This window comes from Streptomyces sp. JJ66 (assembly GCF_019303495.1).
In the GTDB taxonomy this organism is placed as follows: domain Bacteria; phylum Actinomycetota; class Actinomycetes; order Streptomycetales; family Streptomycetaceae; genus Streptomyces.
In genome coordinates, this window is record NZ_JAEVFI010000038.1 from 1 (window position 1) to 23,848 (window position 23,848).

General features: G+C 72.5%; 23 protein-coding genes. 11 read left to right on the plus strand and 12 right to left on the minus strand.

Features of this window, described 5'->3' with window-relative positions; all coding sequences use genetic code 11:
* The first annotated feature begins 141 nt into the window (after positions 1–141).
* A complete protein-coding gene (locus JJV70_RS20820) occupies positions 142–1,392 on the plus strand; it encodes a site-specific integrase (protein WP_219049572.1) in 1,251 nt (416 codons plus the stop codon).
* Between the two features lie 94 nt (positions 1,393–1,486).
* On the opposite strand, the gene glnA is transcribed toward JJV70_RS20820, so the two are convergent.
* From glnA to JJV70_RS20840, 4 genes are all read right to left on the minus strand, one after another.
* Positions 1,487–2,848 (minus strand): type I glutamate--ammonia ligase, encoded by a 1,362-nt coding sequence (glnA, locus tag JJV70_RS20825; protein WP_219049573.1) that lies wholly within the window; start codon positions 2,846–2,848, stop codon positions 1,487–1,489.
* A gap of 302 nt (positions 2,849–3,150) precedes the next feature.
* Positions 3,151–3,579 carry a PRC-barrel domain-containing protein gene (locus JJV70_RS20830; RefSeq protein ID WP_219049574.1) on the minus strand — a complete coding sequence of 143 codons (429 nt, stop codon included), beginning with the start codon at positions 3,577–3,579 and terminating at the stop codon, positions 3,151–3,153.
* A complete protein-coding gene (locus tag JJV70_RS20835) occupies positions 3,579–4,148 on the minus strand; it encodes a PRC-barrel domain-containing protein (protein WP_219049575.1) in 570 nt (189 codons plus the stop codon). The genes JJV70_RS20830 and JJV70_RS20835 overlap by 1 nt, the downstream gene beginning before the upstream one ends.
* Entirely contained in the window at positions 4,145–4,405 is a 261-nt protein-coding gene (locus JJV70_RS20840) for a hypothetical protein (RefSeq protein WP_257574315.1), read from the minus strand. Before JJV70_RS20840 ends, JJV70_RS20835 begins: the two co-directional genes overlap by 4 nt.
* A 29-nt stretch (positions 4,406–4,434) precedes the next feature.
* Here JJV70_RS20840 and JJV70_RS20845 point away from each other — a divergent pair, with 29 nt between their 5' ends.
* Positions 4,435–6,195: an NAD+ synthase gene (locus tag JJV70_RS20845; RefSeq protein ID WP_219049576.1), complete on the plus strand. Its 1,761-nt coding sequence runs from the start codon at positions 4,435–4,437 to the stop codon at positions 6,193–6,195.
* 77 nt (positions 6,196–6,272) lie between these two features.
* Here JJV70_RS20845 and JJV70_RS20850 read toward each other — a convergent pair whose 3' ends face one another.
* The gene (locus JJV70_RS20850; protein ID WP_219049577.1) at positions 6,273–7,322 is read right to left on the minus strand and encodes an endonuclease/exonuclease/phosphatase family protein; all 1,050 of its coding nucleotides are present in this window, start codon (positions 7,320–7,322) and stop codon (positions 6,273–6,275) included.
* A 366-nt stretch (positions 7,323–7,688) separates the two neighbouring features.
* On the opposite strand from JJV70_RS20850, the gene panB reads away from it, so the two are divergent.
* On the plus strand, positions 7,689–8,552 hold the full coding sequence (panB, locus tag JJV70_RS20855) for a 3-methyl-2-oxobutanoate hydroxymethyltransferase (protein WP_219049578.1): 864 nt from the start codon (positions 7,689–7,691) through the stop codon (positions 8,550–8,552).
* A gap of 97 nt (positions 8,553–8,649) precedes the next feature.
* Here the strand turns inward: panB and JJV70_RS20860 are convergent, their stop codons facing one another.
* Positions 8,650–11,133, minus strand: coding sequence for a helix-turn-helix transcriptional regulator (locus tag JJV70_RS20860; RefSeq protein WP_219049579.1), 2,484 nt, complete (start codon positions 11,131–11,133; stop codon positions 8,650–8,652).
* Between the two features lie 161 nt (positions 11,134–11,294).
* On the opposite strand from JJV70_RS20860, the gene JJV70_RS20865 reads away from it, so the two are divergent.
* The 4 genes from JJV70_RS20865 to JJV70_RS20880 all read left to right on the plus strand — a co-directional run bounded on the left by JJV70_RS20865 (position 11,295) and on the right by JJV70_RS20880 (position 16,384).
* Positions 11,295–12,377 (plus strand): alpha/beta hydrolase family protein, encoded by a 1,083-nt coding sequence (locus JJV70_RS20865; RefSeq protein ID WP_219049580.1) that lies wholly within the window; start codon positions 11,295–11,297, stop codon positions 12,375–12,377.
* A 36-nt stretch (positions 12,378–12,413) separates the two neighbouring features.
* Positions 12,414–13,586 (plus strand): serine hydrolase, encoded by a 1,173-nt coding sequence (locus tag JJV70_RS20870; protein WP_257574316.1) that lies wholly within the window; start codon positions 12,414–12,416, stop codon positions 13,584–13,586.
* A gap of 307 nt (positions 13,587–13,893) precedes the next feature.
* Entirely contained in the window at positions 13,894–14,121 is a 228-nt protein-coding gene (locus tag JJV70_RS20875; protein WP_219049581.1) for a hypothetical protein, read from the plus strand.
* Positions 14,122–14,317: 196 nt separating this feature from the next.
* Complete coding sequence (locus JJV70_RS20880; protein WP_219049582.1) at positions 14,318–16,384, plus strand: serine/threonine-protein kinase; 2,067 nt, start codon at positions 14,318–14,320, stop codon at positions 16,382–16,384.
* A gap of 19 nt (positions 16,385–16,403) precedes the next feature.
* Here JJV70_RS20880 and JJV70_RS20885 read toward each other — a convergent pair whose 3' ends face one another.
* The 3 genes from JJV70_RS20885 to JJV70_RS20895 all read right to left on the minus strand — a co-directional run bounded on the left by JJV70_RS20885 (position 16,404) and on the right by JJV70_RS20895 (position 17,705).
* Complete coding sequence (locus tag JJV70_RS20885) at positions 16,404–16,595, minus strand: hypothetical protein (RefSeq protein WP_219049583.1); 192 nt, start codon at positions 16,593–16,595, stop codon at positions 16,404–16,406.
* Between the two features lie 80 nt (positions 16,596–16,675).
* Positions 16,676–17,362 (minus strand): NADPH-dependent F420 reductase, encoded by a 687-nt coding sequence (npdG, locus tag JJV70_RS20890; RefSeq protein ID WP_219049584.1) that lies wholly within the window; start codon positions 17,360–17,362, stop codon positions 16,676–16,678.
* 100 nt (positions 17,363–17,462) lie between these two features.
* The gene (locus JJV70_RS20895; RefSeq protein ID WP_219049585.1) at positions 17,463–17,705 is read right to left on the minus strand and encodes a hypothetical protein; all 243 of its coding nucleotides are present in this window, start codon (positions 17,703–17,705) and stop codon (positions 17,463–17,465) included.
* 53 nt (positions 17,706–17,758) lie between these two features.
* Between JJV70_RS20895 and map the strand changes: the two genes are divergently transcribed.
* Both map and JJV70_RS20905 read left to right on the plus strand, forming a co-directional pair.
* Positions 17,759–18,616, plus strand: a complete 858-nt coding sequence (map, locus tag JJV70_RS20900) for a type I methionyl aminopeptidase (RefSeq protein WP_219049586.1) — start codon at positions 17,759–17,761, stop codon at positions 18,614–18,616.
* Positions 18,617–18,795: 179 nt separating this feature from the next.
* Positions 18,796–19,779, plus strand: coding sequence for a hypothetical protein (locus JJV70_RS20905; RefSeq protein ID WP_219049587.1), 984 nt, complete (start codon positions 18,796–18,798; stop codon positions 19,777–19,779).
* Positions 19,780–19,922: 143 nt separating this feature from the next.
* Here the strand turns inward: JJV70_RS20905 and JJV70_RS20910 are convergent, their stop codons facing one another.
* Together JJV70_RS20910 and JJV70_RS20915 are read right to left on the minus strand one after the other, a co-directional pair.
* Complete coding sequence (locus JJV70_RS20910; RefSeq protein WP_219049588.1) at positions 19,923–20,651, minus strand: bifunctional DNA primase/polymerase; 729 nt, start codon at positions 20,649–20,651, stop codon at positions 19,923–19,925.
* A 145-nt stretch (positions 20,652–20,796) separates the two neighbouring features.
* The gene (locus JJV70_RS20915) at positions 20,797–21,429 is read right to left on the minus strand and encodes a TetR/AcrR family transcriptional regulator (RefSeq protein WP_219049589.1); all 633 of its coding nucleotides are present in this window, start codon (positions 21,427–21,429) and stop codon (positions 20,797–20,799) included.
* A gap of 157 nt (positions 21,430–21,586) precedes the next feature.
* Here JJV70_RS20915 and JJV70_RS20920 point away from each other — a divergent pair, with 157 nt between their 5' ends.
* On the plus strand, positions 21,587–21,760 hold the full coding sequence (locus JJV70_RS20920; RefSeq protein ID WP_219049590.1) for a DUF6243 family protein: 174 nt from the start codon (positions 21,587–21,589) through the stop codon (positions 21,758–21,760).
* 85 nt (positions 21,761–21,845) lie between these two features.
* Complete coding sequence (ddaH, locus tag JJV70_RS20925; RefSeq protein WP_374227325.1) at positions 21,846–22,655, plus strand: dimethylargininase; 810 nt, start codon at positions 21,846–21,848, stop codon at positions 22,653–22,655.
* 18 nt (positions 22,656–22,673) lie between these two features.
* Here the strand turns inward: ddaH and JJV70_RS20930 are convergent, their stop codons facing one another.
* Complete coding sequence (locus tag JJV70_RS20930; protein WP_308294938.1) at positions 22,674–23,660, minus strand: small ribosomal subunit Rsm22 family protein; 987 nt, start codon at positions 23,658–23,660, stop codon at positions 22,674–22,676.
* Between the last annotated feature and the right edge of the window lie 188 nt (positions 23,661–23,848).

The following is a 23,848-nucleotide window of genomic DNA, read 5'->3' on the forward strand; positions in this document are numbered from 1 at the left end:
GAACAGTACAAACCCGCACCCCGGGGAGGCAGGGAGGCGCCCGAACCGGACCGCCAGACGGGCGCCGAAACGGCTTCCCGACCCCTGCACTACCTCCCTCCCTTCCACGCAGCGTCACCAACCCACAGGAGACCACCACCCATGGCAGGCCACATCCAAGACCGCTGGTTCAAAACCGAACCCGACACCAACGGCACACCCCGCCGCGTCAAAACCACCCGCCACGGCACCGGCATGCGCTACCGCGCCCGCTACATCGGCCCCGACGGCACCGAGAAGTCCAAGAGCTTCCCGGACGGCAAGAAGCGGCTTGCCGAGAAGTGGCTGAGCAAGACCGAAGCCGACATGAACAGCGGACAGTACGTGGACCCGAAGACGAGTCGGTCCACCTTCCGGCAGTACGCCGAGAAGTGGCTGAAGTCGCAGACCACGGACGCGACGACGCGCGCATCGGTCGTCGTCCAGATCAGGCGACACGCGATCCCGTACCTGGGTGCACGGCCGCTCGGCTCGTTTCAGCCTGAGCACATCCGGGAGTGGCTGAGTGAGTTGGAACGTGCTGTACCGGCATCGTCGTATCGCCGCATCATCTTCGGCAGCGTCTCGGCGTTGCTCAACGCGGCCGTTGATGACAAGTACATGCGAGAGAACCCCTGCCAGGCTCGTTCGGTCCGTGCCCCGTCGCCCGCACCTGGGCGTGTGGTGCCGTGGACAACTGAGCGCACCTTCGCCGTTCGAGCGGCTCTACCGGATCGATACCGGGCGATGGTCGATGTCGGGGGCGGCTGCGGACTTCGGCAGGGAGAAATCTTCGGTCTGACCGTCGATGCGGTCGGGCTCGAAACCGGTTGGTTGCACGTCACCTGTCAGGTGAAGGTAGCCAACGGCCACCTGGTGTTCGGACCTCCGAAGCGCAACAAGGAGCGTGACGTCCCTCTGCCCGGTCGCGTGGCGCACGTGCTGAAGGAGCACATGGCGGCGTTCCCGCCCGTGGACGTGGTGTTGCCATGGCTGCGGAAGGACGGGCCTCCTGTGACGAAGCGGCTACTGTTCACCCGCCTGGATGGGAAGGGAGCCGTGCGTCGTACGGACTTTAACGTGCACGCCTGGAAGCCCGCCCTCGTGACCGCTGGCGTCATTCCGGAGCCGATGCCCGGGGAGCGTCACCAGGCGGCGCGAGAGCACGGCATGCACGCGCTCAGGCACTTCTACGCCTCGGTGCTGCTGGACGCCGGGGAGAACGTCAAGGCGCTAAGTCGCTATCTGGGCCACAAAGACCCCGGGTTCACCCTGCGTACGTACACGCACCTGATGCCCAGCAGCGAGGGGCGAACGCGCCGTGCCGTGGACGCCATGTACGAGGGGATCGGGCAAACGCCGGACGGCCCATAGACGGCCCCACTCCCCTGAAAGCCTCCGGGGGCGGTGCGCTGAACGCGTGCCGCCCCCGGCCACCTTGGCAGGCAAAAACCCCTCTGACCTGCGACTACAGGACGGGCAGGGACTTGCGGAGTTCGAATGCGGTGACCTCGGAGCGGTACTCCTCCCACTCCTGGCGCTTGTTGCGCAGAAAGAAGTCGAAGACGTGTTCGCCCAGGGTTTCGGCCACCAGTTCGCTGCCCTCCATCAGGTCGATGGCCTCGCCCAGGTTCTGCGGCAGCGGCTTGATGCCCAGCGCGCGGCGTTCGGCGTCCGACAGCGCCCACACGTCGTCCTCGGCGCCCGCGGGCAGCTCGTAGCCCTCCTCGATGCCCTTCAGCCCGGCCGCGAGCAGCACGGCGTAGGCCAGGTAGGGGTTCGCGCCGGAGTCCAGCGAGCGCACCTCGATGCGCGTCGAACCCGTCTTGCCCGGCTTGTACATCGGCACCCGGATCAGCGCCGAGCGGTTGTTGTGGCCCCAGCAGATGTACGAGGGCGCCTCACCGCCCGCGCCCGCGGTGCGCTGGGTGCCGCCCCAGATGCGCTTGTAGGAGTTCACCCACTGGTTGGTGACGGCGGAGATCTCCCCCGCGTGCCGCAGCAGCCCCGCGATGAACGACCGCCCCACCTTGGACAGCTGGAACTCCGCGCCCGACTCGTGGAAGGCGTTGCGGTCGCCCTCGAACAGGGACAGGTGGGTGTGCATGCCGGAGCCGGGGTACTCCGAGAACGGCTTGGGCATGAACGTCGCCTGCACCCCCTGCTCCAGCGCGACCTGCTTCATCACCAGGCGGAACGTCATGATGTTGTCGGCCGTGGCGAGGGCGTCGGCGTAGCGCAGGTCGATCTCCTGCTGGCCCGGGGCGCCCTCGTGGTGGGAGAACTCCACCGAGATGCCCATCGACTCCAGCATGGTGATCGCCTGCCGCCGGAAGTCCATGCCGACGTTCTGCGGGGTGTGGTCGAAGTAGCCGGAGGCGTCCGCCGGGGTGGGGCGGGAGCCGTCCACAGGCTTGTTCTTGAGCAGGAAGAACTCGATCTCGGGGTGGGTGTAGAAGGTGAACCCCAGGTCGGAGGTGCGCGAGAGGATGCGCTTGAGCACGTAGCGCGGGTCGGCGTAGGAGGGGGAGCCGTCCGGCATGAGGATGTCGCAGAACATGCGCGCGGTGCCGGGCGCCTCGGCCCGCCAGGGCAGGATCTGGAACGTGCTGGGGGCGGGCTTGGCGATCATGTCCGACTCGTAGACGCGGGCGAAGCCCTCGATCGCGGACCCGTCGAAGCCGATGCCCTCGTCGAACGCCTGCTCCAGCTCGGCGGGCGCGACGGCGACGGACTTCAGGAACCCGAGCACGTCGGTGAACCACAGCCGCACGAACCGGATGTCCCGCTCTTCCAGCGTCCGGAGCACGAACTCCTGCTGCTTGTCCATATCCACCCATCCTCGCGGTTCGGCTTGCGGGGCGCGGCGCTGGCTCCCGCCGGACCCGCCGATCGGCTCTCGCCGGGTACGCCGATCGTCACACCGAGGTGTTTCACCGGTGTTGCGCCCGGCCCGCCACGGTACGCGCCGACCACGCCGGCGCCTCCATTGTGCGCCACCTCGCGATCTTGCCACCCGTGGCCACGCCACCCGAACCCGCTCGCGCGCCGCCCCGGACCCTCAGGCCCGGCCGGGGCCGTGCACCGTGGCCCGGGGTGGCGAGCGTCCTTCGGGCCACCCCGGGCGGAGGGTTACGCGCGGACTACGGCGGCGTAGGAGCCGAGGCCGAGCAGGGCCGCGCCGGGGATCTCGGCCTGGGTGGTGTGGAGGGAGAGCACCGCGCCGGTCTCGGGGTCGAGATCGACGTCGCGGACGGTGCCCGCGTCGAACCCGGCGTCGGTCAGGACGCGTTTGCCCAGGAGGTCCTTGGAGGCGTCGGCCAGCCGGGCCAGGTCGCCCTCGACGTCGCGCAGCGCCTCGCCGGAGGTGGCCATCACCGCGTCACGGCCGATCGCCTGGACGCCGCTCCACGGCAGGTAGGAGCCGGAGCCGGTCTTCTTCAGGCGCAGCGCGGCGACGGTACGCCCGGCGGGGTCGATGACGACGCCGTCGGTGACGCCGACCGTCGTGGCGTCCGCGGCGCTCATCACGGACAGGCCCACCATCTGGGAAAGCAGCATCAGGACTCCGTCATTCGGGTGCGGAAGGCGCGGACCATGTCCTCGAACCCGGGCAGGTCCTCGGCGACGTACTCGGCGGCGAGCGCGGGGACGACCAGCGCCTCGCCGGAGACGGCCAGCGTCTCGGCCAGCGGCAGGTACACCGTGCGCTCGTGGTGGCCGAGCGCCTCGGTGGACTCGATCTGGTACCCGGCGACCGTGGCGGCCTCCCGGGTGACCTCGATGACGACGTCGGTGACGCGGCCGAGTTCGACACCCGCGTCGCTCAGCACGCGTACGCCCAGCACGTCGCCGCCGCCCGGCCCCGAGCGTTCGGCGACCTCCTTGCGGTTCTCGTAGACGTCCTCGTCGGGGATCATCACCGCGGCGTGGCCGAGGCCGGTGACACCGGACCAGGGCAGCGCCTGTTTCAGCGGCCCGGAGAACAGGCCGCGTCCGCTGAGCGTGAAGGCGCCCACGCGCCCGCCGCCGCTGTCGTACACGACGTCCTTCACCTGCGCGACGGCCTCCCCTGCCAGGGTGACCACCGGCCGTTTGGCCAGCTCCGTCGCGAGCATCAGCACCGTCACTTGCCGCCCTTCCTGCCTGCCGAACCGTGCCCGGAGCCGTCGTGCGTGGCGATGACGCCACCGCCGCGCCGCCGGGCCTGAACCCACAGGGTGAGGCCGGTCAGCACGATCACCACCGCCACCGCGACGAGGAGCCACACCCACCAGTCCACCGCACACCTCCGGCTGCCCAGCACCGCTCGGAATACTCCTGCTTCCATGATCCTGCGGGCCGCGAGAGCTGTCCAGAGCAGCGGGGAGCGCCCCGCGCGGGACATCGCGTCAAAGTGACGGTTACTGTGGGGGGGTGCCTCACCTTCGACTCGCCCTGAACCAGACCGACGCCACCGTAGGGGACCTCGCCCGCAACGCCGAGGCGGTCGTCCGCTGGACGCGGCACGCCGTGGAGCAGGGCGCGCACCTGGTCGCCTTCCCCGAGATGATGCTGACCGGCTACCCGGTGGAGGACCTGGCGCTGCGCGCCTCGTTCGTGGACGCCAGCCGCTCCGCGCTGACGGCGCTAGCCGCCAGGCTGGCCGAGGAGGACCTGGGCGGGGTGCCCGTGGTCGTCGGCTACCTGGACCGCGCCGAGCGGCACAGCCCGCGCTACGGCCAGCCCGCCGGGGCGCCGCAGAACGCGGCGGCGGTGCTGCACGGCGGTGAGGTGGTGCTGACGTTCGCCAAGCACCACCTGCCGAACTACGGCGTCTTCGACGAGTTCCGCTACTTCGTCCCCGGCGACACGCTGCCGGTGGTGCGGCTGCACGGCGTGGACGTGGCGCTGGCCATCTGCGAGGACCTGTGGCAGGACGGCGGCCGGGTGCCCGCCGCGCGCAGCGCCGGGGCGGGCCTGCTGCTGTCGATCAACGCCTCGCCCTACGAGCGGGACAAGGACGACACCCGGCTGGACTTGGTGCGCAAGCGCGCGCAGGAGGCGGGCTGCACCACGGCCTACCTGGCGATGATCGGCGGCCAGGACGAGCTGGTCTTCGACGGTGACTCGATCGTCGTCGGCGCGGACGGTCAGGTGCTGGCGCGGGCGCCGCAGTTCGCGGAGGGGTGCGTCCTGCTGGACCTGCAGCTGCCCGAGGCCGCCGCCCAGCCCCCCTCGGGCACGGTGGACGACGGGTTGCGCATCGACCACCGGGTGCTGTCCAGTGAGCCGCTGCCCGCCTGCGAGGAGCGGGTCGCGGGCGCGGAAGCGCAGCGGCTGGGCGACGACGAGGAGGTCTACACCGCGCTGGTGGTGGGGCTGCGCGCCTACGTCGCGAAGAACGGTTTCCGCTCGGTGCTCATCGGCCTGTCCGGCGGCATCGACTCGGCGCTGACAGCGGCCCTCGCCTGCGACGCGGTCGGCCCGGAGAACGTGTACGGCGTCTCGATGCCCTCGCGCTACTCCTCGCAGCACTCCCGCGACGACGCCGCCGAGCTGGCCCGGCGCACCGGGCTGAACTTCCGCACCGTGCCGATCGAGCCGATGTTCGACGCCTACCTGGGCGCGCTGGGCCTGACCGGGCTGGCGGAGGAGAACCTGCAGGCGCGACTGCGCGGCACGCTGCTGATGGGGCTGTCCAACGAGGAGGGCCACATTGTGCTCGCCCCGGGCAACAAGTCCGAGCTGGCATGCGGCTACTCGACGCTGTACGGCGACTCGGTGGGCGCCTACGGCCCGATCAAGGACCTCTACAAGACGACCGTCTTCCGCCTCGCCCGCTGGCGCAACGCCGCCGCCACCGAGCGCGGCCGCACGCCGCCGATCCCGGAGAACTCGATCACCAAGCCGCCCAGCGCCGAGCTGCGCCCGGGCCAGCTGGACGCCGACTCCCTGCCCGACTACGACACCCTGGACGCCGTGCTGGAGCTGTACGTGGACCGGGACCTCGGCGCCCAGGAGATCGTCCGCCGGGGTTACGACGCGCAGCTGGTGGCGCGGGTGCTGCGGATGACGGACGCCGCCGAGTACAAGCGGCGGCAGTACCCGCCGGGCACGAAGATCTCCCCGAAGGGCTTCGGCAAGGACCGCCGCCTGCCGATCACCAACGCCTGGCGCGAGGCGCCGCAGGGGTGAGCGGCCCGGCGTCTGGCACCCCACGGGCCGCGCCCGTCCCCGCCTGCCCCAGGCGCGGGCGGGGTGCGCGGGGCGCTCTACAGCGTCACCGAGGCGGCGAGGGGAAGGTGGTCGCTGCCGGTGGCGGGGAGGGTCCAGGAGGAGACCGGTTCCACGCCGCGCACCATGATCTGGTCGATCCGGGTCAGCGGGAACGAGGCTGGCCAGCTGAAGCCGAACCCGGCTCCGGCCGCGCCCTGGGTGGAGCGCATCTGCGCCGTCACCGGGGCGAGGGCGCGGTCGTTCATGGTGCCGTTGAGGTCGCCGAGCAGCACCACGCGCTCCAGCCGCTCGCTGGCGATGGCCCGGCCCAGCTGCTCGGCCGCGTCGTCCCGCTGGCTCGCGGTGAAGCCCGCCTCCACCTTCACCCGCACGGAGGGCAAGTGAGCGGCGAAGACGGCGACCTGGCCGCCCGGTGCGTTGACCGTGGTGCGCAGCGCCCGCGTCCAGCCGATCTCCAGCTCGACCGGGGCGGTACCGGTCAGCGGGTACTTGCTGAACACCCCGATCGTGCCCTTGACCTCCCGGTGCGGATACGCCTCCGCCAGGATGCGCTCGTACACCTGTGAGGACCGGGCGGGCAGCTCCTCCAGCGCGAGCACGTCCGCGCCGGATTCGGCCAGCTGGCGTGCGGTGCCCTGCGGGTCCGGGTTGTCGGCGTCCACGTTGTGGGTGACGACGGTGAGGTCTCCGCCGTCCCCGGTCTTGTCGGTGACCAGCCCGCCGAACATCCCGGCCCACACCACGGCGGGCAGGACGAGCGCCACCACCGCCGTCGCCGACTTGCGCAGCACCGCGCCCAGCAGCAGCAGCGGCACGCCCAGGCCGAGCCAGGGCAAGAACGTCTCCAGCAGGCTGCCGAGGCTGCCCACGGTGTTGGGGACCCGCGCGTGCAGCACCATCGTGGCCGCCAGCACCAGCGCCAGCGCGGCGAGGACCCAGCCACGCCGCAAGCTGCCGCGTTCCCGCCACCGGCGCTCGCGCCACCCGCGCACCGCACCGCCGCCGACAGCGCTGGGGCGACCGGCGGGCGCCCCCGCGCCGTCCGCCGCCGCGTCCGTCTCGTGCGCCGTGTACGCCCGTGCCATGCGTTGTTCCTCACTGCCTGCCGGTGGTGTCCTGCTGGCTCCCCGTCCGGCCATGGAAGCACGTCTTCGCGGGGACGCCCGGCCGACTGGAGAGACCGACGGTACGGCACCTCGTGGCCGCCCGTACTCAGGGAGTCAGACGAACGGGTGCGTCCGCGCAGTTCCAGCCACCGGCCACTCCGCACCGATGTGATCCACCCCGCACCGGCCAACCCGGTCCGGGCGGCGCGCGATTCGGGCGCCCAGCCACCCGCTGGTGTGACGCACCCCCGTGGCCCTTCCCCACGCCGGGACGGAGTGCCACCATGGAAGCGATCCGGAGACGCCGTCAGGGCGCTTCGAGACGACACCACAGGAGCCCGTGCCATGACGCATGCCCACGCGGCTGCCGACAGCAGCCAGGCCAGCACGACGCTGTACGGCGGAGCCCAGAACCGACGCATCACCGTCCGCGATCTCGCCGCCGCCAAGGAGCGCGGCGAGAAGTGGCCCATGCTCACCGCCTACGACGCGGTGACCGCCGCCGTCTTCGACGAGACGGGCATCCCCGTCCTGCTCGTCGGCGACTCGGCGGGCAACTGCCACCTCGGCTACGACACCACCGTGCCGGTGACCCTCGACCAGATGGCCATGCTCTCCGCCGCCGTCGTACGCGGCACCCGCCGTGCGCTGGTCGTCGGCGACCTGCCGTTCGGCTCGTACCAGGAGGGCCCGACGCAGGCGCTGCGCAGCGCGACCCGGCTGGTGAAGGACGCCGGGGTGGGCGCCGTCAAGCTGGAGGGCGGCGAGCGCTCACTCGCCCAGACCGAGCTGCTGGTGTCGGCCGGTATCCCCGTCATGTCCCACCTGGGGCTGACGCCGCAGTCGGTCAACACCATGGGCTACCGGGTGCAGGGCAGGGGCGAGGAGGACGCGCACCGGCTGCTGCGGGACGCGAAGGCCGCGCAGGACGCCGGTGCCTTCGCCGTCGTCCTGGAGCTGGTGCCCGCCGAGCTGGCCGCCGAGGTGACCCGCTGCCTGCACATCCCGACCATCGGCATCGGCGCCGGGCCCGAGTGCGACGCGCAGGTTCTGGTGTGGACGGACATGGCGGGCCTGACGGGCGGGCGGGTGCCGCGCTTCGTCAAGCAGTACGCGGCGCTGCGGGACGCGCTCGGCGGCGCGGCGGCGGCGTTCGCGGCGGACGTCGCACAGGGCGCGTTCCCGGCCGCGGAGCACACGTTCCACTAGTGCCCCGGTCTGGCTTCGCGCTCTTGTGCCGCGTCGCCGAACCGCCGGAGCACGCCCGGCACGGCCGTCGGGCGGTCCGTGCCGGGCGTGCTGGGGCTTACACCCGCGTCCGTCCCGGGCCGCGCGGCGCCGCCTGGGACACCGGCGGCGGGGAGGGCCGGTAGGTCTGGGCGAGGTGGCGTTGCAGCCGGATGTGGCGGAACTGGTAGACGGCGCCGGTCTGGCGCAGCACGCCTCGGCGGTAGGCGTCCTCCAGGAAGGCGACCGTGTTCCAGGGCAGCCTGCCCGTCAGCGGCAGCCAGACGCGGGACAGCGTGAGCCACTGCCCCCAGGCGGTGAAGACCAGCACGTAGGACGACGCGCCGCCCAGTCCGCCGACCGCGCCGAGCAGAGCCGCGTCCCCCGGCCCCCACACCAGCGGCCCGAGGAGGTCCTGGAACAGGGCGACGACGAGAAAGCCGCAGAGACCGACGCCGAGCGTGACCGCCGGGATGAGGACGAGCAGCTGGTGTGCGGCGGTCGCGCGGTTGGCGGACAGCAGCCGGACGGGGGTGGCCGCCGCGGTGACGCCCATCGGCGCTTCGAACGCCGCGAGCAGTCCGAAGACCAGTCCGGCCGTAAGGCCGAAGATCAGCGAGAAGACCAGCATGTTGATCAGCACGCCGCGAAGCACCCCCGGGGCGGAGAGCGACGACTCCAGGTAGAGGACGCCGAGCAGAGCTTGCGCCCAGGCGTACCCGGTGCCCAGCACCGCCCCGCCCAGCAGCATGAAGCCGAACCGGGCGGTGAACGCGCGCAGCGGGCGGCGTGCCACCCGGCGGTCAGCGGCGGGCAGTCTGAGCCGTACCCGGGACGGGTGGAGGGCGACCCGGCCCCAAGCGGCCATCGTGGCGTAGACGGGCCCGAAGGCCGCCCCGGCGATCAGCCCGACCAAAGCCCCCTGCACCAGTACGGCTTCCAGGTCGAACCAGTGCGGGGAGGACCAGAGCTGGGTGGCCAGGCCCACTAGCCAGGTCGCTGTGGCCATGCACAGGGCGGAGGTCAGGGTGACGTGCAGGACGCGGATTCCCGTCGGAAGCCCGCGGCTGAGCCGCCACCAGGCAAGGTCCTGGCGGCCGCCCTCCCCCTGGCTGAGGCTGTGGGCGAGGTAGCCCAGCCAGCGCTGGGCACGCTCGGTGCCCCAGTCCCGCGGCCGCCGCCCGTCCTCGGACCGCTCGGGCGGACGCGGCCGGTAGACCGTCGGCACGAAGCCTGCCAGCAGATGTTCCTCCAGGTCACTCGTGGTGGGGAAGCGTGTGGTGTCGAGCAGTTCGGCCGGGGCGCGGCCGGGGGCCTCGCTGTACATCGTCCGGGCGAGGATCACCATCAGCGGAGTGCGCAGCACCTCGGCGAGGCGGGCGGCCCCGGGGGCGTGACCGGTTCGCACAGCGTCCAGGACCTCGTCCCATACTCCCGTGGCGCGGGGGGTGTCGTGGGGGACGGGTCGCACGGTGCGGGGCAGGTAGGCCGCGAGATCATCGACGGTGAGGTCGGCCAGTTCGATGCCCGCGGCCCACACCAGGGGTGCCCGGGTCGAGGTGACCACCTGCTCGTACTCGGGCCGGCGGCTGGTCAGGACCAACGGCCACGAGGTGTCGTTCAGCGCGTCCAGCCCCGCGCCGCGCAGCCCCTGCGCCATCTCGTCGAACCCGTCCAGGACCGGCAGGATCAGGTCGGCGTCCACCAGTGCGGCGGCCTGCGTCGTTCCCCGGGCGTCCCGGCGGGACAGATGGGGATGGTCCCGTAGCAGCCGGCCCACCAGAAGGTCCCGCACGGTGGTGGCGGCCGGGTCCCACGAGCCGAGGCTGACGATCACCGGCACCGGATCGGCCGACGCCCGTACCGCGAGGAGGTCGAGGGCGAAGCGGACGGCGAGCACCGACTTCCCCGAGCCCGCCCGGCCCAGTATCACCAACCGCCCGGACCTGATACGCCGGTAGGTCTCGGCCACCCTGCGCACATCGCCGCTCAGGTCCACGCCCACGGCGGTGGCGCCCGGCTCCAGCCGCTGGACGTTCTCGGGGTGGTCCACCAGGGAGGCGGGCGCTGGCCGCCAGCACACCGGAAGCGGGAACGGATCGTGGACCCGGCGCTGTTCCTCCTCGCGCCGCAGACGCCGCCGGACCTCCCGGGCCAACGCGTCGGCCGCGCCGGTGAGCACGTCGTCGAGGGCCGGCGGCGGTGCGGGAGCAGGCCACGCGGGCGCGGGCGGGACGGCGGCGGGCGGGGCGGAACCCGCGACCGGCGGGGGCGGCGGCCCGGGAACGGCGGCGGGGACCGGCCCGGGCGCGGCCACCGGGTCAGGCGCGGGGGCCAGCGGTGTCCGGTCCAGGGTGTCGGTGAGGCGGCGCCGCTCCTCCGGCCCGGCCTCCAGAGCGTCCGCCAGCAGGTGCAGGGTCTTCACCCGGTGGTCGGTGGACTGGCCGGTCTCCAGCCGGCGGATGGTGCGCACACTCACCGAGGACCGCTCCGCCAGCTGCTCCTGAGTGAGGCGGGCGCGCTTGCGCAACTGGCGCAGCAGCGCGCCTGGTTGGTCCGTCATTCGGGCTCCCCCCGGCACACGGATACGGCAGCCCTGAGCCTAGCGTGACGACCGGTCACGCATGGCCGGTCGGCTGGCCTGTTCCCCAAGCCGCGTGACCGCCATCGTGACAGCGAAACCGGTGGCCCCCGCCGGTTCGTCACCCGAAGGAGGACTCCCGGATGGGACCCACCATTCCGCGTCACCTGCGCACCCTTGGTGCGGCACTCGCGACCGCGCTGGCACTCACCGCGCTCAGCGGCCCGGCCGCCCGGGCGGACGCCTCCGCCGTCCCCGCCGTCCCCGACTTCGCCGACGGATTCGGCCTCAAGGTCGCCCAGCCGACCGAGGTGCACTCCGGCACCGACTTCACCCTCACCATCACCACACCGCAGGTATCCGGCCCGCACCAGATCCGCGTGTTCCTTCCCAGCGGCTACGCCGCGAAGCCGCACAAGCGCTGGCCGGTCGCGTACTTCCTGCACGGGGGCGGCGGCAGCGTGAACGACGCTGCCGCCGCCCCCGCCCTGCGCTCCGACAAGATGATCACCGTCGTTCCGGACGGCGGTCGCAAGGGCTGGTACGCGAACTGGAAGATGCAGAACACCGCGCTGAAGGCGGCCAACTGGGAGACATTCCACCTGGATCAGGTCGTCCCCTTCATCGACGCCAACCTGCGCACCGTGCCCGACCGCGCGCACCGGGCGGTCACCGGTCTGTCCATGGGCGGCTCCGGCGCCCTGCACTACGCCCAGGCCCGGCCCGAGCTCTTCGGCCACGTCGCCGCGCTCTCCGGTGGCCTCGACTTCGGCATGGCGGAGATCCGCGCGACGGTCCTCGCCACCGAACTGAACCTGCCGGGCGCCTGGTGCGCGGTGAGCAGCGCGAGCGGATGCCCAGACTACGGCCCGTACGTTGACAGCGACGCCATCTTCGGCTCGCCCTACCCAGTGTTCGGCGCCGACCGCCTCTGGCGCGCCTACGATCCCGCGGCCCCGGCCAACCTGGCCAGGCTCGCGAACACCTCGGTCACCCTCTACACCGGCGACGGGGATGTCATCGACGCGCACACCGCGCGGGCGGCCCGCACCGTCACATCCCGTCTTGACCGGCTGAACATCCCCAGCCGCCTGGTGGACTACGGCGACGGGAAGTCCCTTGCTCCCACCTGTAACGGCGGCCACAACTACGGCTGCTGGGCTCCGGCGTTCGCCGACTACGTACCGCGCCTGGAAGCCGCCTTCGCGGCTGCCGCGACCAACTGACCCACGCCACCCGCGCATCGAGGAGAAGCCACCACCATGGCACACCAGTGGAACAAGACGAAGCTTCCCGTCGTCATCGCCGCCGTGTGCGCGATGGTGCTAGCCCTGCCGGGCCTCCCGGCGGCGGCCCAGCTCCGGACGATCGCGGAGGAGGAGCACGCGGCCACGCGCGCGGCGCTGGAGAGGTTCCAGGCCGCGGCCGGCCCGGGCGCGGCCATCCACGCCGGGAACGGTGACGACGCCTGGACCCTGTCCGTCGGCACCGGCACGATCCACACCAAGCGGCCCATCCAGTCCGACGAGCACTTCCGCATCGGCAGCCAGACCAAGACCTTCACCGCGGTAGTGGTGCTGCAACTCGTGGACGAGGGCGCGGTGTCGCTGGACGCGGCAATCGACGACTACCTCCCCGGCGTCGTCACCGGCAACGGCTACGACGGCACCCGCATCACCGTCCGTCAGCTGCTCCAGCAGACCAGCGGCCTGGGCGCCTACAACCCGCACCCGCTCGCCGCAACCCCCGAGGCCAACCCGGACGGGACATACGACCTGGCCGCCTCGGTACGCAAGGGTCTCAAGAGCCCACCAGCCGGCGCACCCGGCGCCAAGTTCAGCTACTCCAACACCAACTACCTCGTCCTCGGCATGCTCATCGAGAAGCTGACCGGACGGAAGGTCCACCAGGCCGTTACCGGTCGCGTCATCGAGCCGCTCGGCCTGCGGCGCACCGTCTTCCCCGCCCCGGGTGAACGCCAGCTGCCCAGCCCGGCCGTCAACGGGTACCACGGTATCCGGGTCGGCGGTCTGAACCTCTGGGTTTCGGCGCTCTCCTACGATCCATCGCTCTACAGCAGCGCCGGAGCGATCATCTCGACGCTGGAGGACATCACGGCCTTCTACCGTGCGCTGACCTCGGGCCAGGTGCTCTCACCGGCTGGCCTGGCGGAGATGGAGAAGGTCTGGAAGCCCGAGCCCGGCAGCGCCTTCGGCTACGGCCTGGGCATCGCCGAGGTGAGACTGTCCTGCGGCACCGTCGCCTGGGGGCACGACGGCGGCCTTCCCGGCTACATGACGCAGACCCTAGTGACCAAGGACGGCCGCTTCGCGTCGGTGGTGACCAACGCGATGTTCGGCATCAACACGCCGCTCAGGCAGCGGGACGAACTGCTGGACACGGCACTGTGCGAGGACGCACCGAAGCGGTCCTGACACCTCGCCGCGCTCCCCGCCCGCCACCGGGCGGGGAGGGACGCCCCGCGGGACGCAGGGGATTTCGCGGGGCGTCCGCCACACCCGAGCACCGGCAGGCGGCCCAATCCGGCTCGACCTGAGCCGATCCGGCTCGGTCCGGCTCGGTCCGGCTCGGTCCGGCTCGGTCCGGCCGTATAGGGCCGGTGACACCGTGGCCGGTCTCTTGACCTGTTCTCCAAGACCTCCCGACTGCACCCTCGCTCTCACACCCCGCCCTATCGCACGTTCCGCGCCCTCGCAGGTGCGGCATCGAGGAGTTGATGACATGGCGTACCGCTACCGATGCGGTGAATGCGGCTTCACCACCCGGTGGGCCACCGAGTCCGAGGTGGAGGACCTCGCGGTCGCCCACTACGCCGACCGGCACCCCCGGATGATCCCGGGCGGCAGCGTGGAGATCAACCGGAAGAACCCGAACTCCCTCGGCTGCGTCCCCCTGTTCGGCCTGGCATGCCTCCTGCTGTTCCTGCTCATCGCTTCCTGCCAGCGCTAGCCGAGCGCCAGAACCCGCGATCAAGGAACTCAGCGCCACCGCCCCGGGCGACCGGGCGCGGCACGCTCGCACACCGTTCAGCACGCGCGCCTCCGGCGTCCGCGTGACCGCACGCACCCGGAATCCGCACCGGCCGGCGGAGTGGCGACCGATCCGGCACGGCCCGACCTACCAGCGCACCCGAAAGGGGGACAGGATGACCGGTACCCGGCTGCTGCCACTCGGTCCCGACGACCCACGACAGCTCGGCGCGTACCGCATCGAGCGCCGGATCGCCTCCGGCGGAATGGGGCGGATCTATCTCGGGCGATCCGCCAGGCCCGGCGAAGGCGGTCACCTCGTCGCGGTCAAGACGCCGATCACCAAGGGCACGGTCAGCCCCAGCGATCGCAGGCGGTTCGCGCGTGAGGTGGAACTGGCCCGCCGGGTGGACAGCGTGCACACGGCCCGCGTCCGCGGCGCGGGGCTCACAGACGTCCGCCCGTGGATGGCCGTCGACTACATAGCGGCGCCCCCGCTCTCCGAACTCGTGGACACCCAGGGAACGTTGTCAGCCGCCGCCGTACGCTGGGTGGCGGTCGGCGTCGCCCGGGCCCTGATCGCCTTGCACGACGAGGGCGTCATCCACCGGGATGTGAAGCCACAGAACGTCCTGCTGCCCGCGACGGGTCCGCGCCTCATCGACTTCGGCATCTCCCACGCGTACGACCTCACCCAGACCACCCTGACGCTCGGTACCCTCGCGTTCAGCGCACCGGAGCAGGCGCGCGGTGAGCCGAGCACCACGGCATCGGACGTCTACTCCCTGGGTGCGACGCTCTTCTACCTGGCCGTGGGGCGCCCGCCTTACCGCGACACCGAACACCTACTCCAACTGCGCGCCCTGGTGGCCAACAACGACCTCACGCTCAAGGGGATGCCCCGGGAGCTGGCCCCGCTGATCCGCCCCTGTCTGGCTGCCGAGCACACCGCACGTCCCAAACTTCACACGATGTGCGCGGAGTTGGACCGGCTCGTTCTTCCGGGTGACGGTGCACGGTGGCTGCCACCGCGCTGGAGGGCACTGATCGATGCGTACGAGGCCGAGGGCCAACGTCTGCGGGAAACCGCTCCCAGCAGCCAGACAGCGACGGAACGCCTTCTCACCCAGGTGCTGTCGGCAGCGCCCACCCGCCCCTACACGCAACTGCGCGAGGCGTACACACAACTGCGGGGCACCGGCAGAGTCCCGCATTCTCCAGACAGGCTCGGGCAGGTCGCGGAGATCTTGCGGCGTCGGCAGAAGGAGTTGCGGGAGCGCGTGCGGCAGAAGGAGGAGGAGAGGCGCGGGCAGGAGCGGGCTCGGGAGGCGCGCGTGCAGCGCGAACGCGAGGAGGCGATCCGGCGGGAACAGTTACGCATGGCGGAACAGCAGCGCAAGGAGAAGGAGGCGGAGCGCAGACGCGAGGAAGCGGAGCGCAAGCGAAGGGAAGCGGAGCGCAAGCGAAGGGCGGCGGAGCGCAGACGCGAGGCGCTGCGGGCGGTTGCCAGTTTCGCCGGGGCCATGCTGCTGCTCGCCGCCGCCATCGGCGGCATGGCGTTCGCCCGGGAGAAGGGGCTGTTCCCCGAGGGACACGACAACGCGAGTCCGCGCAGCTCATCGTTCCCTGCCCACACCCCACCGAGTCAGTACACGCTGAGTCCTGGACGGAACGACCACCCGAGCCCGTCGCGCTCCCCCCACACCCTCACCGGCGGGCGCGGCACCGGTGGCGGCTACGGATCGATCGGCGACAGCTACACTCCGCCGCCACCAGAGCCAGACCCTGCGGACAAGGCGTTCGCGGCGGTACGTCGCGGCGACTGCCTCACCGTCCACGACGACGGCTTCGGCAAGTGGAGCGAGAAGACGCCGAGCACCGTGCCGTGCGGCTGGCTGACCGCGTACGTGCGGGTCACCGAGGTGGCGGGCTCCGACCGGTGTGAGTCAGCTGGCGGACGCACCTCCTGGTCGCACCGGAACGACGACCTCACGCGCACCGTGCTGTGCCTGGAGCGGCAGTTCCGGACGGGCCAGTGCTTCCTCGCCAACGCGAAGGACCGGAGGCCGAAGGCGGCGAACCTGATGACCGTCTGGGACTGCGCCGCGAGCAAGGTACCGGTCGCGTACGACTTCGTCATGCGGATCACGAGCGTCGGGGCCGGCACCGTCGGCAACTGCGGTGAGGACTACGCCTGGGAAATCCACGGCGGCAGCGGCACGATCTGCGCCACGGTCGCCTGAGCGGTGGGTGCGGGAACGCTCAGGAGCGGGGGTGCTGCGCCGCCGCCTGGTCGGCGCGGTGCTTGCGCCAGTGGAACCAGGCGATGTTCGAGGCGACGCCGAGCATCAGAATCCACACCACGCCGAGGAAGCTGCCGTGGACGAACGACACCACGGCGGCGGCCGTGGCGAGCACGCAGACGGCGAGGGCGTACAGGGCGATGCGGGGCATGGGGGTGGCTCCCGTTCACGGGTGGACGGTGGTGATACGCCTCCATTGTCCCCCACGCCCCGCGCCGCCCTGGACGCCGGTCAGACGTCGGTGAGCCGCACCCCCGCGTGGGCCGTGTAGCGGCGGTTGACGGAGATCAGGTTGGCCACCAGGGACTCCACCTGGTGGGCGTTGCGCAGGCGGCCCGCGAAGACGCCCCGCATGCCGGGGACGCGGCCCGCGAGGGCCTGGACGATCTCGCAGTCCGCGCGCACCTCGCCGAGCACCATGACGTCGGTGTCGATCTTCTCGATCCGCGGGTCCTGGAGCAGCACGGCGGACAGGTGGTGGAAGGCCGCCGTCACGCGCGAGTCTGGCAGCAGCGCGGCGGCCTGCTCGGCCGCGCTGCCCTCCTCGGGCTTCAGCGCGTAGGCGCCTTTCTTGTCGAAGCCGAGCGGGTTGACGCAGTCCACGACCAGTTTCCCGGCCAGCGGCTCGCGCAGGGCCTCCAGCGTGGCGGCGTGGCCCGCCCAGGGGACGGCGACGATGACGATGTCGCTGCCCGCCGCGCACCCGGCGTTGTCCGTGCCCGTCACGCCGTGGCCCAGCTCCTCCGCCGCCGCCCGCGCCCGCTCGGCGGCCCGGGAGCCGATGACCACCCGCTGCCCGGCCTTCGCCAGCCGGTAGGCCAGCCCCCGGCCCTGGTCCCCGGTGCCGCCCAGCACGCCGACGGTGAGCGCACTCACGTCCGGCAGCTCCCACGGGTCCTTCTTCGCTGTCGATGTCATGCCCCGATCCTGCCAGGCCACCGCGCCCGCTGCTTACCGCCCAGTAGGCGGCGCGCGGCCCGGATGGCGGTCCGCGCCCGGCGAGCGGCGGTCCGTCGCCCTAACGGGAGCGGTGGTCCGGGGGGTCGTCGGGGGGTTCGCCGGTCCAGCGTTCCTCGGCCTCGCGCCACTCCTCGTTGCGCTCGCGCACCGTCGTCATGGCGTGGGCGGCCTCCTCGCGGGTGGCGTACGGGCCGAAGCGGTCGGCCGCGCGGCACTGCGGGCCTTCCTCGACGGTGCCGTGTTTGAGGCAGTAGTACCATTCGCCTGGTCTGCCCGGGGTCCTGCGCTTGAAGAGAGCCATGTTCGTCATGCTGCCCCACCAGCGCCGGAGCTACCACGGCTAGAATCGCGGGCATGTCTGGCCAGTCGCTGCTCGTCCCCGGAACCCAGTCCCCGCGCCGTACGGTGCCCGCGTCGATCCCGCGTCCGGAGTACGTGGGCAAGGAAGCGCCCACGCCGTACACCGGGCCCGAGGTGCAGGACGCGGAGACGGTCGAGCGCATGCGCGCGGCGGGGCGCGTCGCCGCCCGGGCGCTCGCCGAGGCAGCCGCCCACATCGCCCCGGGCGTGACGACGGACAAGCTGGACGAGGTCGCGCACGCCTACCTGTGCGACCACGGCGCCTACCCCTCCACGCTCGGCTACCGGGCGTTCCCCAAGTCGCTGTGCACCTCCGTCAACGAGGTGATCTGCCACGGCATCCCGGACTCCACGGTGCTGCGCGACGGTGACATCGTGAACCTCGATGTCACCGCCTACCTCGGCGGCGTGCACGGGGACACGAACGCCACCTTCCTGTGCGGGGAGGTGGACGACACCTCGCGCCAGCTCGTGGAGCGCACCCGGGAAGCGCTGAACCGGGCGATCAAGGCCGTGCGGCCGGGGCGGCAGATCAACATCATCGGCCGCGTCATCGAGTCCTACGCGCAGCGCTTCGGCTACGGCGTCGTGCGCGACTTCACCGGTCACGGCATCAACAGCGCGTTCCACTCCGGCCTGATCATCCCGCACTACGACGACCCGCGCGCGACGACGGTGATGCAGCCGGGCATGACGTTCACCATCGAGCCCATGCTGACGCTCGGCACGCACGAGTGGGACATGTGGGAGGACGGCTGGACGGTCGTCACCAAGGACCGCAAGCGCACCGCCCAGTTCGAGCACACCCTGGTGGTGACGCCGACGGGCGCGGAGGTCCTCACGCTGCCCTGAGTCCGCCGGGTACGGCGGGCTCGCGTCCTGCCCCCGCGGCCCTGCCCAGCGCCTCCGCCTCGCTCCCCGCCCCACCGCCGTCGCACCCGAGCGGCGGCGGTGGCGCCGGTGCCGGGTAGGGTGCGCCCTGCGAAGAGGGCAACCGGGGGCTCGGGGAGGCAACGGGGATGAGGGCGCGGGTGCGGGCGACAGCCACGGCGGTAGCACTGGCCGCGACGCTGTGGGGGCTGACCGGCTGCGTGACGGTGCACGGGGAGACCGCGCTTGTTCCGGCCACCACGCCGCAGGAGGCCGAGCGCGTGCTCCAGGAGTACGCCGAGGTCACCAACGAGGCGCAGGCCGCGTACGACCCGGACCGCGTCGGCCAGGTCAGCCGGGCGGCGCTCGGCGAGATCCAGCGGTCCTCGCTCACCGCGCACCAGGCTCTCGCGCCGGACGGCGACCAGAACCACACCCCGTTCGAGTTCACCGACCCGGCCTTTCACATACCCCGGCAGGCGGCGTGGCCGAAGTTCTTCGTGGCCGACACCGGCGTGCGCGTGGGCGACGCCGAGACGCACTGGCTGCTGGTGTTCAGCCGGGACGCGATCGACGAGGAGTGGAAGGCCGCCTACCGGGCCACCGTCACGCCCGCGGACATCCCGGAGTTCACCACGGACGCGGACGGCTACGTGGAGGCGCTGCGCGGCGGCGAGGGCGAGGAGTTGCTGCTCGACCCCGGTGAGCTGGGCAAGGCTTACACCGCTTACCTCCAGGACGGGGAGGGCGCGGGTGAGGTCTTCGCGGACGGTGCGGCCACCACGGGCCGTCGCGAGACGCGGGCGGACTCGGCCAGCACGGCGACCGCGCGGCACCAGTGGTCGGACAGCCCGGCCGACCCGGAGCGCTTCCCCGCGCTGGGCCTGGCCGTCGAGGACGGGAGCGCGTGGGTGTTCTTCACCGTGCACCAGCACACCCGCAAGACGATGGCCGAGGGAATCACGCCTGAGGTCCCGGAGCTGATGCGACCGCTGCTGGAGGGTGAGCCGAAGCAGTCGCTGACGACGTCGTACCTGTACACGCAGCTGGTGGACGTGCCCCCGGCCGAGGCAGCCGAGGGCGAAGACGAACGCGTCTCGTTCCTGTACCAGGACAGCGGCCTCATCTCCGCGAAGGGCGAGTAGGCCACGCGCCACGCGACTCGCGCGCGCCGCCCCGGCGGAAGCTCGCGGGCCTCTCTCCCCCACGCCACTCGCCTGCGTCAGGGATCAGGGATCAGGCCGGGCGCGCAGGACGCGGCAGCAGGCAGGACGCGGGCGCCCGGGCGTCAGCGGGCGGGCCAGGGGGCCGGGCCGTGGGCGTCGTGGAAGTCGTGGCCGGACTGCTGCTCGGCGTGGGCGGCGCAGGCGTCGGTCAGCGCCTCCAGCAGGGTCAGCGGGTCGGGCAGGGGGCGTTCGGGGGCGCGCACCCAGCTCACCTCGGCCTCCGGCAGGCGCGACGGCGGCACCAGGACGTAGCTGCCCCGGCAGTGCCAGCGCAGGCCGGGGTGCTCGTCCATCGTCTCGGGGTGGCAGTCCAGCTCGCAGGGCCACCACTCGTCCTCGTCCTCGGGCGTGCCCCGGGTGGCGCTGAAGAACAGCATGCGCTCGGCACCGAGCACCGCGACCGGGCCGGTCTCCACCCCGTCACGCTCCAGGCGTTCCAGTGCTTGCTGCCCGGCGGCGAACGGCACGTCGAGCACGTCGTGGGTGAGGCCGGTGGCGGCGACGAAGTTGGCCTGGGGGCGGCTGGCGGCCCAGCGCGCCACCTGCTCGGGTTCGGTGGTCGCCTGCGTCCGCCAGGCGAAGGAGACCGGGTGCCGGGCCGGGGTGGGGCAGCCGATGCGGTCACAGGAACAGCCGTAGCCCTCGGGGTGCGCGGCCGGGGCGAGGGGGAAACCGGCGGCGGCGGCGCCCAGCAGCAGGTCCTCGCGGGCCTGCGCCGCCTGGGCGGCCCTGCCGTCGGCGTTTCTGCTGCGTCGGCGCAACCAGCCGGAGAACCTGCTTTCCCGTTCCATCCGCTCTCCTTCGCCGCCCGGGCGCCCGCGCGCTCCGCTGAGTCGCACTGCCGAGTTCCCCGAGGATACGGAACGCAGGGGCCCGGCCGGGAATCGGCGGTCGCGGACACCGGGTGTGCCCGGGCGGCAAGCGGGGGCGGACGGGTCAGGCGCGAGGGCGCAGACCTGCGAGCACGAGGTCAACCAGGGCGTCGGTGAAGGCGTGGGTAAGGTCGCCCGTGCGGGTGAGCCAGCGCTGGAAGAACGGCGCGAGCAGCAGGTCAACGGCCAGTCGCAGATCGACGTCGGACCTGATCTGCCCGGCCTCCTGCGCCGCCCGCAGCCGCTTCAGGTACACGGCGTGGCCCGGCTCGTCGAGGCGTGCGACGACCTCCCGGGACAGGTCGGCGTCGGCTGCCCCGGCCACCGCGAGCGCGCGGTAGGGGGCCTCGAAGGCGGGGTCGTTGAACTCGTCCACCGTGGCGCGCAGGACGGACTTGAGGTCAGCGGCGAGGTCTCCGGTGTCCGGCAGCCCGGCGTCGTAGTCGGCGTCCTCGGTGCGGGCGGTGAACGCGTCGAGCAGGACGGCGGCCTTGGAGGGCCACCAGCGGTAGATGGTCTGCTTGCCGACGCCAGCCCGGGAGGCGATGGCCTCGATGGTGAGCTTGTGGTAGCCGACCTCGCCGATCAGCTCCAGGCTCGCTTCCAGGATCGCGCGGCGGGAGCGCTCGCTGCGGCGGGACGCGTCGGGGGTGCGGGCACCGCGCGGGGCGGGACGCTGCGGGTTCTTCGTGGCCATGTACCGAACCTACCAAGGAAAAGACGAGACGAACCGTCTTGACGAGACGATACGTATCGTTGCACACTCGGGGGTATCTCCTCTCCCGCCCCAGCCGGGTGGGAGACGAGCACGTACGACCGAGAACGACCACGCACGACCACAAGGAGGTCCGCTCATGAGCAGCAAGGGACGCGGCGGCAACCCGCTCGGCGTCGGCGGCACCCGCCGGCACCTCTCGCGCCGGGACCTGTCCGGCAGCGGCCGGGGACGCGGCGCCTCGGGCAGCCCGCAGGACCCGATGGCGGCCAAGCGGGAACTGCTGCGCAAGCTGCGGGAGTCACGGGGGTGAATCACCCGAACGAATCACTGCGCGAGAGCTCCGCACGGAGGACCATGGGCACACCTGTCCACGGCGACCCCGTGAGGAGCTCTCGTTGTACGCAGCCCGGCGCTTCCTGATGTGCCCACCCGTGCACTTCCGTGTCACCTACTCCATCAACCCCTGGATGGACCCGGGCAAACCCGTGGACCTGCCGCTCGCCGTCGCCCAGTGGGAGCAGTTGCGGGCCCGCTACCGCACCCTCGGCCACACCGTCGAGGAGCTGACGCCAAACCCGCAGCTGCCCGACATGGTCTACGCGGCCAACGGGGCGCTCGTCGTGGACGGACGGGTGCTCGGCGCCCGGTTCGCGCATCCCGAGCGCACCCCGGAGGCGGCCGCCCACCGCGCCTGGTACGCGACGCACGGCTACCCCGAGATCCGCGAACCGGAGCACGTCAACGAGGGCGAGGGTGACTTCGCCGTCACCGCGAACTGGCTGCTGGCCGGGCGGGGTTTCCGCAGTAGCGCGCTCTCTCACCCCGAGGCGCAGGAGTTCTTCGGCCGCCCGGTCATCGGTCTGGACCTGGTGGACCCGCGCTTCTACCACCTCGACACCGCGCTGTGCGTTCTGGACGACGCGAGTGACACCGAGGTCATGTACTACCCCCCGGCCTTCTCCCCCGGCAGCCGGGCCGCCCTCGCGCGGCTCTTCCCGGACGCGGTCATCGCCGAGGAGGCCGACGCGCTGGCGCTGGGCCTCAACGCCGTCAGCGACGGTCACCACGTGCTGCTGCCGCAAGCGGCGACCGGCCTGTTCGAACCGCTGCGGCAGCGCGGCTACGAGCCGGTGCCGGTGGACCTGACGGAGCTGCTGAAGGGCGGCGGCAGCGTCAAGTGCGTGACGGCGGAGCTGCGCGGCTGACACCCCGCCCCAGTGGTCTCACTCCTCCCCGGCGGGCGGCCACTCCTGGCCCCAGGTGGCGGCGCGGGCGGCCCGGTAGGCGTCGCGGTCGCGCTTGGTCACGGTGGTGCGGGCCAGCCCGTCGGCCGGTGTGCACAGGTCCAGCAGGACGTGGCCCTTGCGGAGCTGCGGGTGCCGCACGACGCGGGAGGACGCGCGCTGCCCGGCCGCGTCGGCCAGCGCCGGGCGGCCGGCCGCGACGTAGGAGAACTTCTCGTCCTCGTGTCCCAGCGTGCCGCCCTTGACCCGGCGGTGCAGGGCGGAGCGGGGCACGCGGGCGGCGAAGTGGCACCAGTCCGCACCGGGCACGATGGGGCACGCGGCGCTGTGCGGGCACGGCGCGAGCACCCGCAGCCCGGCGGCGGTCAGCTGTTCCCGGGCGGCCCTCACCCGCAGGTAGCCCTCCGGGGTGCCCGGTTCGACGATCACCACGGCCTGCCCGGAGCGGGCCGCGGCGTCCAGCACGGCGCTGCGGTCGGCCTCCGTCAGCTCGCCCAGCACGTAGGAGACGGTGACCAGATCGGCGTCCGGCACCTCGGCGGCGGCGCCGAGCCGGGACTGGCGCCAGGTGACGCCGGACAGCGCGTCCCCGGCCAGCTCGGCGCCGAGCGCGAGCGCGGGCTCGGCCCAGTCCACGACGGTGCTCGCGCACGCACCCGGCCACGTCCCCGCCGTCGCCCAGGTGGCCGCTCCGGTGCCGCCGCCGAGGTCGGTGTGCGTGGCCGGGGCCCAGCCGGGCAGCCGCAGCGCGAGCGCGCGCAGCGCGGCCGAGGCGGCGGCGTGCGTGGCGGGCATGCGGTACGCCGCGTAGGCCACGGCGTCGGCGCGGTCGCGCAGCACCGGCGCGTGGGTCGGCGTCGCGCCCCGGTAGCTGGCGATCAGCCGCTCGACCGCTGCGGTGGCCTGCCGTGGCGGCAGGCCGTCCAGCCGGGCGTCCAGGGCGGCGCGGAGTTTCTCGTCGTACACGAGGACAGCGTAGGCGGCCGGGCCTCGGAGACGGCGGCGCGCACCCCACGGCACTGCGGTCCGGGGCATGGGGCGGGCCGGGGGCGCGCGGCGATCCGTGCGGGTGGGCGCGGCCGGTCCCGGGAGCGCGGCGCGGGCAGGACCACGCCGCCCGGCCGGGCGGCGCCCACGCCCGGCTGGCGCCATCG